The sequence below is a fragment of the Halosolutus sp. DAT137 genome (assembly GCF_059736405.1).
The window spans coordinates 250833-263125 of the sequence record NZ_JCAQID010000009.1 but is presented as its reverse complement, the minus strand read 5'-3'; the positions used below and the strand labels follow the sequence as shown (position 1 = coordinate 263125).

General features: G+C 62.9%; 13 protein-coding genes. 12 read left to right on the top strand and 1 reads right to left on the bottom strand.

The window, feature by feature from the left end; all coding sequences use genetic code 11:
• Positions 1-16 precede the first annotated feature (16 nt).
• The 10 genes from AC6I6L_RS16550 to AC6I6L_RS16505 all read left to right on the top strand — a co-directional run bounded on the left by AC6I6L_RS16550 (position 17) and on the right by AC6I6L_RS16505 (position 8497).
• Positions 17-796, top strand: coding sequence for a hypothetical protein (locus tag AC6I6L_RS16550; protein WP_497918873.1), 780 nt, complete (start codon positions 17-19; stop codon positions 794-796).
• Positions 797-886: 90 nt separating this feature from the next.
• The gene (locus AC6I6L_RS16545) at positions 887-1195 is read left to right on the top strand and encodes a 50S ribosomal protein L21e (RefSeq protein WP_497918872.1); all 309 of its coding nucleotides are present in this window, start codon (positions 887-889) and stop codon (positions 1193-1195) included.
• 10 nt (positions 1196-1205) lie between these two features.
• Positions 1206-1562 (top strand): RNA polymerase Rpb4 family protein, encoded by a 357-nt coding sequence (locus AC6I6L_RS16540; RefSeq protein WP_497918871.1) that lies wholly within the window; start codon positions 1206-1208, stop codon positions 1560-1562.
• Positions 1563-1733: 171 nt separating this feature from the next.
• Positions 1734-2324: a DUF655 domain-containing protein gene (locus tag AC6I6L_RS16535; protein WP_497918870.1), complete on the top strand. Its 591-nt coding sequence runs from the start codon at positions 1734-1736 to the stop codon at positions 2322-2324.
• Between the two features lie 125 nt (positions 2325-2449).
• Positions 2450-3292: a 16S ribosomal RNA methyltransferase A gene (locus AC6I6L_RS16530; protein ID WP_497918869.1), complete on the top strand. Its 843-nt coding sequence runs from the start codon at positions 2450-2452 to the stop codon at positions 3290-3292.
• A 182-nt stretch (positions 3293-3474) separates the two neighbouring features.
• Complete coding sequence (locus tag AC6I6L_RS16525; RefSeq protein ID WP_497918868.1) at positions 3475-4677, top strand: mechanosensitive ion channel family protein; 1203 nt, start codon at positions 3475-3477, stop codon at positions 4675-4677.
• Positions 4678-5250 (top strand): HemK2/MTQ2 family protein methyltransferase, encoded by a 573-nt coding sequence (locus AC6I6L_RS16520; protein ID WP_497918867.1) that lies wholly within the window; start codon positions 4678-4680, stop codon positions 5248-5250. It abuts the gene before it with no gap.
• Positions 5251-5404: 154 nt separating this feature from the next.
• Positions 5405-6412 (top strand): 5-methyltetrahydropteroyltriglutamate--homocysteine methyltransferase, encoded by a 1008-nt coding sequence (locus tag AC6I6L_RS16515; protein WP_497918866.1) that lies wholly within the window; start codon positions 5405-5407, stop codon positions 6410-6412.
• Positions 6409-7482 (top strand): methionine synthase, encoded by a 1074-nt coding sequence (locus AC6I6L_RS16510; protein WP_497918865.1) that lies wholly within the window; start codon positions 6409-6411, stop codon positions 7480-7482. Before AC6I6L_RS16515 ends, AC6I6L_RS16510 begins: the two co-directional genes overlap by 4 nt.
• A gap of 49 nt (positions 7483-7531) precedes the next feature.
• The gene (locus AC6I6L_RS16505; RefSeq protein ID WP_497918864.1) at positions 7532-8497 is read left to right on the top strand and encodes a carbohydrate kinase family protein; all 966 of its coding nucleotides are present in this window, start codon (positions 7532-7534) and stop codon (positions 8495-8497) included.
• A 29-nt stretch (positions 8498-8526) separates the two neighbouring features.
• Here AC6I6L_RS16505 and AC6I6L_RS16500 read toward each other — a convergent pair whose 3' ends face one another.
• Positions 8527-9366: a DUF8054 domain-containing protein gene (locus tag AC6I6L_RS16500; protein ID WP_497918863.1), complete on the bottom strand. Its 840-nt coding sequence runs from the start codon at positions 9364-9366 to the stop codon at positions 8527-8529.
• Positions 9367-9567: 201 nt separating this feature from the next.
• Between AC6I6L_RS16500 and AC6I6L_RS16495 the strand changes: the two genes are divergently transcribed.
• Both AC6I6L_RS16495 and AC6I6L_RS16490 read left to right on the top strand, forming a co-directional pair.
• The gene (locus AC6I6L_RS16495; protein ID WP_497918862.1) at positions 9568-10644 is read left to right on the top strand and encodes a TrmB family transcriptional regulator; all 1077 of its coding nucleotides are present in this window, start codon (positions 9568-9570) and stop codon (positions 10642-10644) included.
• Between the two features lie 186 nt (positions 10645-10830).
• Entirely contained in the window at positions 10831-12291 is a 1461-nt protein-coding gene (locus AC6I6L_RS16490; RefSeq protein WP_497918861.1) for an extracellular solute-binding protein, read from the top strand.
• Positions 12292-12293 lie beyond the last annotated feature (2 nt).

The following is a 12293-nucleotide window of genomic DNA, read 5'->3' as shown; positions in this document are numbered from 1 at the left end:
TGAACGACCGTACACGATGAACACGATTCGCCCGACGATCGCACCCGCCCTGCTCGCGCTCTCGATCGCACTCTCGCTGTCGGTACTTCCGGCGGTCGCCGGTGCACACGAAACGGGCGCGAGCGCACAGAGCGATAGCCACGCGATCCCGTTTCTTGCGGCGATCGGACTCGTGACGCTGGTCAGCGTCGCGATCGGTCTCGTCACCGTTCGCCACTATCGTGCCGCGCACACCGTCGACCACGATCACGAATCGGGAACGAGCGTCGGAATGTCCCTGCTGTTGGTCCTTCTCGGGACGCTGGCACTGCTGTCGGCGGTCGACGGTCGGGCGGCCGTCGCGATCGGGGGCGTGCTCCTCGGCGGCGCGATCGCGTGGGTCGGCCGAAGCCGGGGTATTTCCCCGCACGACGGCTGTGCCGACGCGGCACTCGGAGCGGTCGCGCTTCACCGAACCGTCGAGGGCGTCCTCGTTGCGGGCATCTACGCCGCGAGCGCCGCGCTGGGGTTCGTCGGCCTCGCGATACTTTCGGTACACGCGATCGGGGAGACCGTCGCGATCGGCGGCCTGTTCGCCCCCGTCGGACAGGGGTGGGGAATCGTGGCCGTCGTCGGCATCCACGTCGCATTCCTCGTCGGCGCGCTGATGGGTACGTTCGGCATCGGCGTGTTACCGCCCTCGGCTGTCGCGGCGCTCCTCGCGAGCGTCAGTGGAGTCCTCCTCGTCACGGGCGCGATCGAACTTCGGACGGCGACGCTCCGGACCCAACAGCGAGTCGGCGGCCCATCCGCGTGACGAACAGTCGTCGTGGCCGTTCGACTCGAGACGCGACGGAAGTGGAACGTGCGTTTTATAACCATCACCAAGTAAGAGGGGCGTACGACTATGCCGAAATCTAATGGCCCTCGTCAGGGAACCCGGAACAAGCTATCGAACGATCCACGAGATCGCGGTACGTCGCCGCCACAGCGAGCGATCCAGCAGTACGAGGCCGGCTCGAAGGTCCACCTGAAGATTGACCCGAGCGTCCCCGACGGACGCTTCCACCCGCGCTTCGACGGTCACACCGGCGAAGTCCTCGGCAAACAGGGGAACGCGTTCAAAGTCCAGATCAACGATCGCGGCAAAGAGAAGACGCTGATCGTGACCGCCGCCCACATGCGCGCCCAGGACCAGAGCACGGTCGACGTCTGAGTCAGGACTCATGACGATCTTCAAAGAGATCGTCGACGAGGAGTTCCTGACGATTTCGGAAACGAAGGAGCTGCTCGCCGACATCGAAGCCGAACGAGCACTGGACGAGGACCGCGAGCTGCGCTACGAACTCGCTCGAGCGATCGAACACGTCAACCGGTTTGCCGTCATCGACCCCGAAAGCGCCCAGGCGCTGGTCGACGACCTGCGGGAACTCGAGAAGGTCGACGAACCGACGGCCTACAAGATCGCGAACCTCATGCCGCGCGATCGGGACGAACTGCGATCGGTGTACGCCCAGCAGCGCTATTCGCTGTCCGGTGACGAACTCGACGAGATTCTCAACGTCATCGCCCAGTACCGCTGATACGGTCTGTTGTGCCGATTTCGCGGCACAACCGCAAAGGGTTGCGGTTGTGCTGGCAGTGACATACAGCAGTCCGGATGGGGACTTCGCCCAGGTCGAGACGGGCCGTACCGTCCGGGACCGTGAAGATGGGCCGACTCTTTAAGTACGCCGTCACCGTACCGACAACTAATGAGCGAAGCCGACAGCGACGAGACGGACGTTCGGCGCGCAGTCGTGTTGGATTACCTTGCGCACGGACTGTCGGACGACGGACGTCCACAGTACGAAAAGTCACCGGCAGGCTACGCCCTCGGAACGGCGGATTTCCAGCTCTATCAGGTTGCGTTCGACGAAAACGAGCGGTTGACGATCGGCAGCGACGTCGTCGTCGAACCCAGCGAAGAGCGCGATATCGTCACTGACGCGAACCGGGTCGAGTACGAGGACCTGTCCTCGGGTGCCCAGTCGGAACTCGAGTACGTCGTCGCGGACCTCGTCGAGGAGAACGAACAGCGATTCGTCGACTTCTACAACGACGCCCAGCCGATCACGCTCCGACTTCACCAGTTGAACCTCCTGCCGGGGATCGGGAAGAAACTCAGGAACGGCATCCTCGACGAACGCAAACGCAAGCCCTTCGAGAGCTTCGAGGAACTCTCAGAACGGGTCTCCGGACTCCACGATCCCGACGAGATCCTCGTCGAGCGCATTATCGAGGAACTCCGCGACGACGATCTGAAGTACCAGACGTTCGTTGGGCGACGCGAACAGACACAGTGAGCGGACGAGCGGGCCACTGCTTCTCTCAGGTCGCGTCCCTGGTCATCGAGTGATCGTGCCGTCGCGACCGATCCGGGAAGCGCCAAGCCGGTGCGTTTACACCGCTTCCATTCCAAACGCGGCCAATGAGAGACCCAGACGGACTGATCGCTCGGGCAGGTGTCCGCGGCGATCCGAATCGCGATCAGCACTTTCTCGTCGACGATCGGGTGCTCGATCGGTTGCCGACCTACCTCGAGAGCGAAGCGACCGACGCCGACACCGCACACGTGCTCGAAATCGGCGGCGGAACCGGCGCGCTGACCGATCGGCTGCTCGCGATCGCAGACGAAGTAACGGTCGTCGAGCGCGACCCCGATCTCGCCGCGTTTCTCCGCGAGGAGTTCACAGACGAGATCGAAGCGGGTCGACTGTCGGTGATCGAAGGCGACGCGCTCGAGGTCGATCTCCCCGCGTTTACGGCGTCGGTCTCGAACCTGCCCTACGGCGTCTCGAGTGAGATTACGTTTCGGCTGCTCCCCGAAAAGCGGCCGCTCGTCTTGATGTTCCAACAGGAGTTTGCCGAGCGGATGGTCGCTGAGCCGGGTACTTCCGAGTACGGGCGTCTCTCGGTTTCGACCCAGCACTACGCGAAGCCGGAACTCGTCGAGTCGATTCCGAAGGAAGCGTTCTCGCCGCCGCCGGCGGTCCGGAGCGCAGTCGTTCGACTGACGCCGCGCGATCCCGACTACGAAATCGACGACGAGGCGTTCTTCCTCCGATTCGTCAAGGCCCTGTTCACCCAGCGACGGAAGACGGTCCGGAACGCGATCCGGAATACGGCCCACATCTCCGGTCTCGACGATCCGGACGCCGTCGTGGACGACGCGTCGGCAGACCTGTTGCAGAAACGACCCGACTCGGTGACTCCGATCGAGTTCGCTGAACTGGCTCAACTGGCGTCGGCGGTCGGTTCACCGACGGCCTAACCGGTCTCCGGATCGGTCGCGGGACCCGTCGAACCGATCGACGCAGGGCCGACGTGTTCGATCGATACCGGATCCCTTGACTCGACCGGCCGCAGTCGTTCCGAATCAGTTGACATCGATCGGTCCCGACCGACGGATACTCAAAGCTGCACGGTAGAGTCGGTCGAACGGCGAGACAGAGCATGCACGGTGTACTAACGGGACTCGACTGGCTGTCGGAGACGGTCGATTCGCAAAACCTCAAACTCGCGGTGACGGTCGCGGCCCTCGGATTCCTCGTGGTGGTGTTGCTCACCTACCGCCGGGTACAAGACTGGCTCGCCGATCGGACCGGACCGTTGTACAGCGATGTCATCACCCTGGTGATGCTTATCGGAAGCTGCCTGCTGAGTCTCGCAGTCGTCGTCGGCGTCTGGGGGCAGACAGCCGAACTCCGCACGGCTATCGCGGAGTACGGGTTCGGGGGCGATGCGATCGCCCGCGCGATCGTCACGTTCATTCTACTCGTCGCGACGTACATCGTCACGCGATTCGTCCGGCGAATCATCGAGGAAGTACTCGGATCGGCAACCGCGGTGACGGACCACCAGCGGGAGATTACTCATCGGCTGTCACAGGTGATCCTCTGGTCGGCGGCGCTGGTCGTCGTCCTCGGGGTCTGGGTGGACGATCTGGGTGGACTCCTGGTCGGGGCCGGCTTTCTCGGTATCGTCGTTGGGATGGCCGCCCGCCAGACGCTCGGGACGATGCTCGCGGGGTTCGTCCTGATGTTCGCGCGCCCGTTCGAGATCGGCGACTGGGTGGCCGTCGGGGACGACGAGGGCATCGTCACCGACATCTCTATCGTCAACACACGCCTCAAGTCCTTCGACGGTGAGTACATCCTGATCCCCAACGACGTCATCGCCTCGAGTACCGTAACGAACCGATCGAAACGGGGCCGACTTCGCATCGAGGTCGACATCGGCGTCGACTACCAGACGGACATCGAGCGAGCCGCGGTGCTCGTAGAGCAGACGCTCGCGGAGGTCGACCTCGCGCTCGAGGCTCCGTCACCGGCGGTCGTGACGAAATCGTTCGGTGACTCTGCCGTGATACTCGGTGCCCGGTTCTGGATCGACAGGCCGAGTTCGCGGCGACGCTGGCAGGCCCGGACCGCGGCGATCAACGCCATCAAGGCGCGATTCGAGGACGAAGGCATCAAGATCCCGTATCCACAGCGCGAACTCTCCGGACGCGCCGAAACGGGCGGGTTCCGGATCGCGGACGACGCGACGGGTGCCCGGATTGCCGGCGATCGGACCGGCGACCCAGACGGTGATCGGACCGGCGACGGCCGAGCCGACAGCGCGAACAAAGAAATGACGCACACGGAGGAGAACTAAATGGACCTCGCGGAGCGACGGGGACTCGACACCGACGTCTATCAGCCCGCCGAAGATTCGGCGCTGCTGGCGGACGTCGTCTGCGATCGACTCGACGACGACGCGCTCGTCCTCGAAGTCGGCACCGGGTCGGGGTACGTCGCGGGGCGAATCGCCGCGGAGACGAACGCTCGCGTGATCGCCTCGGACCTGAACCCACACGCCGTCAAACAAGCCCGAAGCGAGGCTGTCGAAACGGTGCGGGCAGACCTGGTTACACCCTTCGCGAACGACTCGTTCGACGCCGTGGTGTTCAATCCGCCGTACCTCCCAACAGATCCCGACAACGAGTGGGACGACTGGATGGAACGCGCCCTTTCGGGGGGCGAAGACGGGCGGGCCGTGATCGACCCGTTTCTCGCCACGGTCGATCGCGTGTTGGCACCGGACGGCGTCGTCTACCTGCTGGTCAGCAGCCTCACCGGGGTCGACGGGGTAGTCGAACGAGCGGGTGAGGAAGGGTTCAGCGCCGTTGCGATCACCGACGAGTCGTTCCCGTTCGAGACGCTGACCGTCCTCGCGTTGTTTCGGTGAAAACAGACCCGAGCGATCGATTTGGGACGCGATCGAGACGACGCGAGATGCGACCGAGACGATGGCGGCGGGGAAAGAACCTGCAAGAATTACTGCAGCGTATTAGACGGGATGGAAAATATTAAGCGTCGGTATAGCCTAGCCGGTTCTACGAATGACCGATTACGTTTCGACCACACCGGGGCTGTTTCCGCTTCCGGACTGGGCGAAAGACGACCTCTCGAACCTCAAGGGTCACCAGAAAGGCGACCTCATCAGCGGTGACGAGGACGAGGAGATCACTGCGACCTACGAGGAGGCTCGCGCGGACGTGATCACGGCACAGCAGGAGGCGGGACTCGATCGCATCAGCGAAGGACAGTTGCGCTGGGACGACATGCTCGCCCACCCGCTGGCCGTCCACGACGCCGTCGACACCCGCGGCATCGTCCGCTACTACGACAACAACAACTTCTACCGCGAGCCGGTCGTCACCGACGACCTCGGCTTCTCGGGCGACGTTGCGGGCGAACTCGAGGCCGCGAGCGACCTGCTCGGCGACGACGACGCGCTGCAGGCCGTCCTCCCCGGCCCGTACTCGCTGGCCGACCTCGCGACCGACGAACAGTACGGCGACGAAGCGGAGTTCCTCGGTGCGATCGCCGAGTTCCTCGAAGGTGAAGTCGACGCCTTCCCCGCCCACGAGACGCTCTTCTTGCTCGAACCATCCCTCGTCGAGAACGCACCCGAAGACGGTCTCGACGAGCGTGCGAGCGACGCGATCGATCGGGTCGCCGGCGCGACCGACGCCGAGGTCGTCGTCCAGCCCTACTGGGGCGCACTCGAGGAGAAGGTGTACGCCCACCTGCTCGACGCGGACATCGACGCCGTCGGCTTCGACTTCGTCGCGAACCGGGAGGACAACCTCTACAACATCCAGGAGTACGGCGCGACCGACAGCGTCTCGCTCGGGCTCGCAGACGGGCAGAACACGCTCGTCGAGGACCCCGAAGCGATCCGCGATCGCGTCGACTGGGTCTTCGAGCAGATCCCCGTCACGGAGTTCGAGACGGCCTACCTGACGACGAACACGGAGACGTTCTACCTGCCCTACGCCAAGTACGAGGAGAAACTCGAGACACTTGCCGAGGCCGCGGACCTCGCGGAGGTGAAAGCAGCATGACGAACGAAAACAGAGACCAGTTCCGGCCGGACGAGCACGAACACGACCACTTCCTGCTGACGACCGTCGTCGGCAGCTACCCCAAGCCGAAGTGGTTGAACCGCGCGAAGGAACTCTACCAGGACCCCGACCACCGCTTCGACGAGGACGACTATCAGGAGGCCAAAGACGACGCCGCCCGCCTCATCACGAACGAACACGAGCGCGCGGGTCTCGACGTTGTTGTCGACGGCGAGATGCGACGCAACGAGATGGTCGAGTTCTTCGCCCACCGGATCGAGGGTTACGAGTTCAACGGCCCCGTCAAGGTCTGGGGGCACAACTACTTCGACAAACCGAGCGTCGTGAGCGACGTCGAGTACACCGACTCCTGGCTCGTCGACGAGTACGAGTTCACTGCCGCGGCGACCGATCGCCCAGTCAAGGTCCCCATCACGGGTCCGTACACGCTCGCGAACTGGTCGTTCAACGAGGCCTACGAGGACGACGACGAACTCACGCTCGAACTCGCCGACCTCGTCAACGAAGAGATCGAAAAGCTCGTCGAGGCCGGCGCACGCTACATCCAGATCGACGAACCCGCGCTCGCGACGACCCCCGACGATCACGCGATCGTGGGCGAGGCGCTCGAACATATCGTGGCCGACATCCCCGAAGAGGTCCGCATCGGCCTGCACGTCTGTTACGGGGACTACTCGCGGATCTACCCCGAAATCCTCGAGTTCCCCGTCGACGAGTTCGACCTCGAACTCGCCAACGGTGACTACGACCAGCTCGACGTGTTCAAAGACCCCGAGTTCACCGCAGACCTCGCTCTCGGCGTCACCGACGTCCACGTCGCGGAGGTCGAGTCGGTCGAGCAGATCGAGGAGAACATCAAAAAGGGACTCGAGATCGTTCCACCCGAACAGCTCGTCGTCTCGCCGGACTGTGGCGTGAAACTGCTCCCACGCGAGGTCGCCTACGGCAAGATGGCGAACATGGTCGAGGCAGCCCGCAACGTCGAAGCCGACCTCGACGACGGGAACATCGACGTCGAACGCGGGACGGCGGCACCCGCTGACGATTGATCGGGACAGACCCACAACATCTTATCAGGGGGCGCTCGAAAAGGGCGCTATGACTCGCGATATTTTAGTCGCTGGCGAAGCGCTGATCGACTTTCTCCCGGACCATCCCGGCCCGATCGACACGGTCGAGGGGTTCGATCGGCGGCCGGGCGGCGCACCGGCGAACGTCGCGGTGGCTCTCGCTCGCCTCGAGCGACCACCCCTTTTCTGGACGCGCGTCGGCGACGACCCCTTCGGTCGGTATCTCCACGACACGCTCACTGACTACGGACTGCCGGACCGGTTCCTCGAACTGGATGCCGATGCGAAGACCTCGCTCGCATTCGTCACCCACGACGAGACGGGCGATCGCGAGTTTTCTTTCTACCGGGACGGAACCGCCGATACTCGACTCGAACCGGGACGGATCGACGACACCGTTCTCGAGGACCGTGAGTGGGTCCACGCTGGCGGCGTCACGCTCTCGAGTGGCCCCTCCAGGGACGCGACGCTCGATTTGCTCGAACGAGCTGCAGCGCACGATTGTACCGTCTCGTTCGACCCGAACGAACGCCCGGAGCTGTGGCCCGACGAGGAGACGTACCGGGAGACGGTTCGGGCAGCACTCGAGAGCGTAGACGTCCTGAAAGCGACCGTGGGAGAACTCGAAACGCTCGGTTTTGAGGGAACGACCGCCGACGCGATCGCCCATGAAGTACTGGCCGCTGGTCCCGATGTCGTGTTCGTGACGCGGGGGAGCGCGGGTTCGATCGCCGTCGGGGCGGCCGAATCGCCGTGGGCGGGGAACGCCAGCCATCCCGGCTACGATCCCACAGTCGTCGACACGACCGGTGCTGGCGACGCCTTCGTCGCCGGCGCGATCGCGGCGCTGCTCGACGGGCGAGAGTTATCCGAGACGCTCGCGTTCGCCAACGCGACCGGTGCCGCCGCGACGACGGCTGCCGGCGCGATGGCTGCCCTTCCAGATCGGGACGAAGTCGAAGCGATCACGCGAGAATCAGCGAGCGGTGAGTGAGCTAGTTCCAGACGGTGAGTACGCCAATCTCAGTGCTCTGCGTGCTCGAAGACGAAAAATCGCTCGTCGCAAACCGGGCACAGCAGCTTTTCTGACGGTTTCATTCCGATCGGCGTGACGTCACCGCAGCAACTCGCCCGCGAAATGGTCAGTTCCCCGTCGCACAGCGGACAGTCTTCGAGCAGGGATCGGAGCGGGCGGCCGGCTGCACGGCGGATCGCGTCGGACTCGACGTAGGACTCGAGTGCGCGCGCCGCACCGAGTTCGGCGATGGCGATGTGCCGCCGGAGTGTCGACGGCATCCCGCCCCCGTCGAGGACGAGAATCGGGTGATTCCACCCCTCGTCCGTCCGCGTCTCGACCGAGGGCGGGGTCAGTTCATCGGCAATCGTTTCGATTTCGGAGAACTCCAGTTCACGGAGCGTCTGCATCTCCCGGTGCCAGTCGTCGCGAAAGTCGGCTGTAAGTCGAATGTCCTCTCCCTCGGGGACGATAGCCCCCGCTTCGATCAGTTCAGTGAGAACCTCTTCGCCCGTCGGTTCGTCCTCAACATCAGTTTCATCCGCTGTAACGCCCGAATCCGACAGCGACCCGGACTCCTCGAATTCGTCGTCGTGATCGAACGCATCGATCGGAAGTTCTGCGACGAGACGGGGCGCAAACTGCGGCGTGTACGGAACGACGTAGCCACGCAGGGCGATCGCGGCGCTTCCCAGGACGGTAACGATCACGGCTGTCGTCCGTCTCCCTCGAAGAGCGAGTACGCCGGCCAAGATCGCCACTGCCACCCCATTGATTATCGTACACGGCCAGCATCGATTCTTCCCGGTATACTCGGGTCGACGAACGCGATCGAGCGGATCAGTCATGCAGCGACCGTTTTCAGCGGAGCCTCTTCAGTGTAGCGCCAGCGATACGCTTTTTTGCGACAGGTGGCATATATTCACACGAATGAACAAAACGGAACGGCGCTGGCAACGATTCGAACTGTCTTCTCGCGGTCGATCCTCGATAGAAGTTCGCCGACCGGAACGGGGCAGTCCCGTTCCTCTTCTGACTCGGTAAGTAGAATGGATAGTGACCAACTCACCGAAACGCTTGAGGATGCCGGTCTCTCGCCGTATCAGGCGGATGCGTTCGTAACGCTCCTCGAGTTCGGTTCGGCGTCCGCAACTGACGTCGCACAGGCAAGTTCGGTTCCAGACCCGCGGATTTACGACGTTTTGCGCGATCTGGAGGACGACGGATACATCGAAACGTACGAACAGGGCAGCCTCCACGCACGAGCACACGACCCAGCCGACGTACTGGCCAACCTCCGTTCTCGCGCCGGTCGACTCGAAACGGCTGCCGACGAAATCGAAACCCGCTGGAACCGGCCTGACATCGAAGAACACAAGGTTAGCATCGTCAAACGGCTCGATACGGTCCTTACACAGACCGACAACCTCGTTCGATCGGCCACAAACCAGATCCAGATTGGGCTGACACCATCCCAGTTTGGAACTCTCTCGGAGGCCCTCGAAACGGCGACGGAAAACGGCGTCGATATCAAACTCTGTCTGTTCTCGTCACTCGACGGCGATACCGAACTTCCCGATGAGGACGCCCTGGCTCGTGCGTGCACCGAGGCACGATATCGGGATCTCCCCTCTCCCTTTGTCGCCCTGATCGATCGGTCCTGGACGTGTTTCTCGCCACACGGTAGTTCGACGAACGAATACGGCGTGATCGTCAACGATCGGACCCACGCATACGTGTTCAACTGGTACTTTCAGACCTGTCTGTGGGAAGTCCACGAGACGATCTACTCCGAACGAAACGACGACCCACCGATAACCTACGTCAACCTCCGCCAGTGTCTCCGCGATGTCGTGCCGTTGCTCGAGGACGGACGGACGATCGAGGCGACGATTCACGGCTTCGACACCCAGACGGGCCGCGAGGTAACTCAGCGCGGGACCATTCTCGACGTCACCTACGCGGGCGTTCAGGCCGAAACCGATCGTCCAGCACCGCTCTCGCAACTCGCTGGCGAGGCCTCGATGACGATCGAAACTGACGAGGGAACCTACACCGTCGGCGGCTGGGGGGCGATGATGGAGGATTTCGAGGCGATGCGAGTGACGATCGAATCGATCGAGTGAGCCGATCTCTTTTTTTTTCTGCCACCATCCCTCCCGCAGTGCCAGCCCATCCCAGCGTATTGCTATCTGTGGACTGAGTAGTCTCGGCTCGGTTTGACGCCGATCGGACGCTGAAAAAAGAATTAACTACACCTGTTGTACTCGGATCATTAATTATAAATAGGGCTAACTCACATACTATTTTCTATGAGTGATAGATGCTCACAGGGGGAAGCGCAGAAAAGCAACAACGTTTCGCGGCGCACGTTCGTCAAGGCGGCTGGCGCAGGTGGTGCTGCAGTCAGCCTCGCTGGCTGTATCTACGGTGACGAAACGTCCGACGAAGCCGTCGTCATCGGGACGGACCCGGTTATGATCGAGTCGGTCGGCGACGAGTTCATCGAACTGCTCCAGGACAACGGCGCAGACGGAATCGAAATCGAACTCCAGGCGGGCGACGAGGACACGGGCGAGCGACGTGACTCGTACACGAACCTGCTTCAGGCCGGTGAGACGCAGCCGGACCTCCTGATGATGGACAACGGGTGGGTGAACGTGTTCATCCAGCGCGGTCACATTGCGAACCTGAGCGACGAACTCAGCGACGACGAACTCTCGACGATCGAGGACGAGTTCTTCGAATCGTTCACCGCAACGGCTCGCGAGCCCGATAGTGGGGACCTCTACGGGGTTCCGATGTACCCGGACTACCCGACGATGCAGTACCGCAAGGATTACGCTCGCGAGGCCGGCTACGACGATTCGGACTTCGACGAGTGGGCCACCGAGCCGATGACCTGGCAGGAGTGGGCCGAGATCACCGAAGAAATCGTCGAGGCGTCCGACGCGGAATACGGCCTCGCAACGCAGTGGGACCAGTACGAAGGGACGTCGTGTTGTACGTGGAACGAGGTCATGTCCTCGTTCGGCGGTGCGTACTTCGGCGGTCGCGAAAACCTGTTCGGACCGGTCGGCGATCGACCGGTGACGGTCGACGAACCGGAGTTCGTCGAAGGGCTCGAGATGATGCGGACGTTCGTCGCTACCGAACACGACGAGAACACGAACGAGGACTACCCCCTCGGTCTCGCCTCCGAAAACATCACGTCCTGGAAGGAAGAAGACGCCCGTGAGGCCATTCTCGCAGGCGAAGCCGCTATGCAGCGCAACTGGCCCTACGCCATCACCTCGAACCTCGCCAGCGAGGACTACGACCTCACGACCGACGACTACGGCGCGATGCCGATTCCGTACGCCGTGTCTCCAGACGAAGCGAACCAGCCCGGAACCGGCGGCTCGACGTCCGCTCTCGGGGGCTGGCACATGTGTCTCAACCCGAACTCCGAAAACACCGAGGACGCAGTCGAGATCCTTCGCGCAATTATGACCGACGAGTACTACCTCGGAATGTTCGAACTTTACGGGTGGGTCCCGGCGAAACCAGCCCTCTTCGAGGCCGAAGAGGCGGCAGCAGTCGAACCGACGGGTCACTATCTGGAGACCCTCCGTGTCGCTGGGGAGAACGCGATGGCTCGTCCCGTGACGGAAATCTGGTCGGACCAGTCTAGTCTGATCGCCGAAGAGGTCAACCTCGCCGTTGCCGGGGACAAGAGTCCCGCAGACGCAGCGGCTGATCTTCAGGATGGACTCGAAGCCACCGAAGAGTAAGG

Coding starts and splice junctions, on each gene's coding strand:
- AC6I6L_RS16550 (WP_497918873.1), top strand. CDS start 17: ATGAACACGATTCGCCCGACGATCGCACCCGCCCTGCTCGCGCTCTCG.
- AC6I6L_RS16545 (WP_497918872.1), top strand. CDS start 887: ATGCCGAAATCTAATGGCCCTCGTCAGGGAACCCGGAACAAGCTATCG.
- AC6I6L_RS16540 (WP_497918871.1), top strand. CDS start 1,206: ATGACGATCTTCAAAGAGATCGTCGACGAGGAGTTCCTGACGATTTCG.
- AC6I6L_RS16535 (WP_497918870.1), top strand. CDS start 1,734: ATGAGCGAAGCCGACAGCGACGAGACGGACGTTCGGCGCGCAGTCGTG.
- AC6I6L_RS16530 (WP_497918869.1), top strand. CDS start 2,450: ATGAGAGACCCAGACGGACTGATCGCTCGGGCAGGTGTCCGCGGCGAT.
- AC6I6L_RS16525 (WP_497918868.1), top strand. CDS start 3,475: ATGCACGGTGTACTAACGGGACTCGACTGGCTGTCGGAGACGGTCGAT.
- AC6I6L_RS16520 (WP_497918867.1), top strand. CDS start 4,678: ATGGACCTCGCGGAGCGACGGGGACTCGACACCGACGTCTATCAGCCC.
- AC6I6L_RS16515 (WP_497918866.1), top strand. CDS start 5,405: ATGACCGATTACGTTTCGACCACACCGGGGCTGTTTCCGCTTCCGGAC.
- AC6I6L_RS16510 (WP_497918865.1), top strand. CDS start 6,409: ATGACGAACGAAAACAGAGACCAGTTCCGGCCGGACGAGCACGAACAC.
- AC6I6L_RS16505 (WP_497918864.1), top strand. CDS start 7,532: ATGACTCGCGATATTTTAGTCGCTGGCGAAGCGCTGATCGACTTTCTC.
- AC6I6L_RS16500 (WP_497918863.1), bottom strand. CDS start 9,366: ATGACTGATCCGCTCGATCGCGTTCGTCGACCCGAGTATACCGGGAAG.
- AC6I6L_RS16495 (WP_497918862.1), top strand. CDS start 9,568: ATGGATAGTGACCAACTCACCGAAACGCTTGAGGATGCCGGTCTCTCG.
- AC6I6L_RS16490 (WP_497918861.1), top strand. CDS start 10,831: ATGAGTGATAGATGCTCACAGGGGGAAGCGCAGAAAAGCAACAACGTT.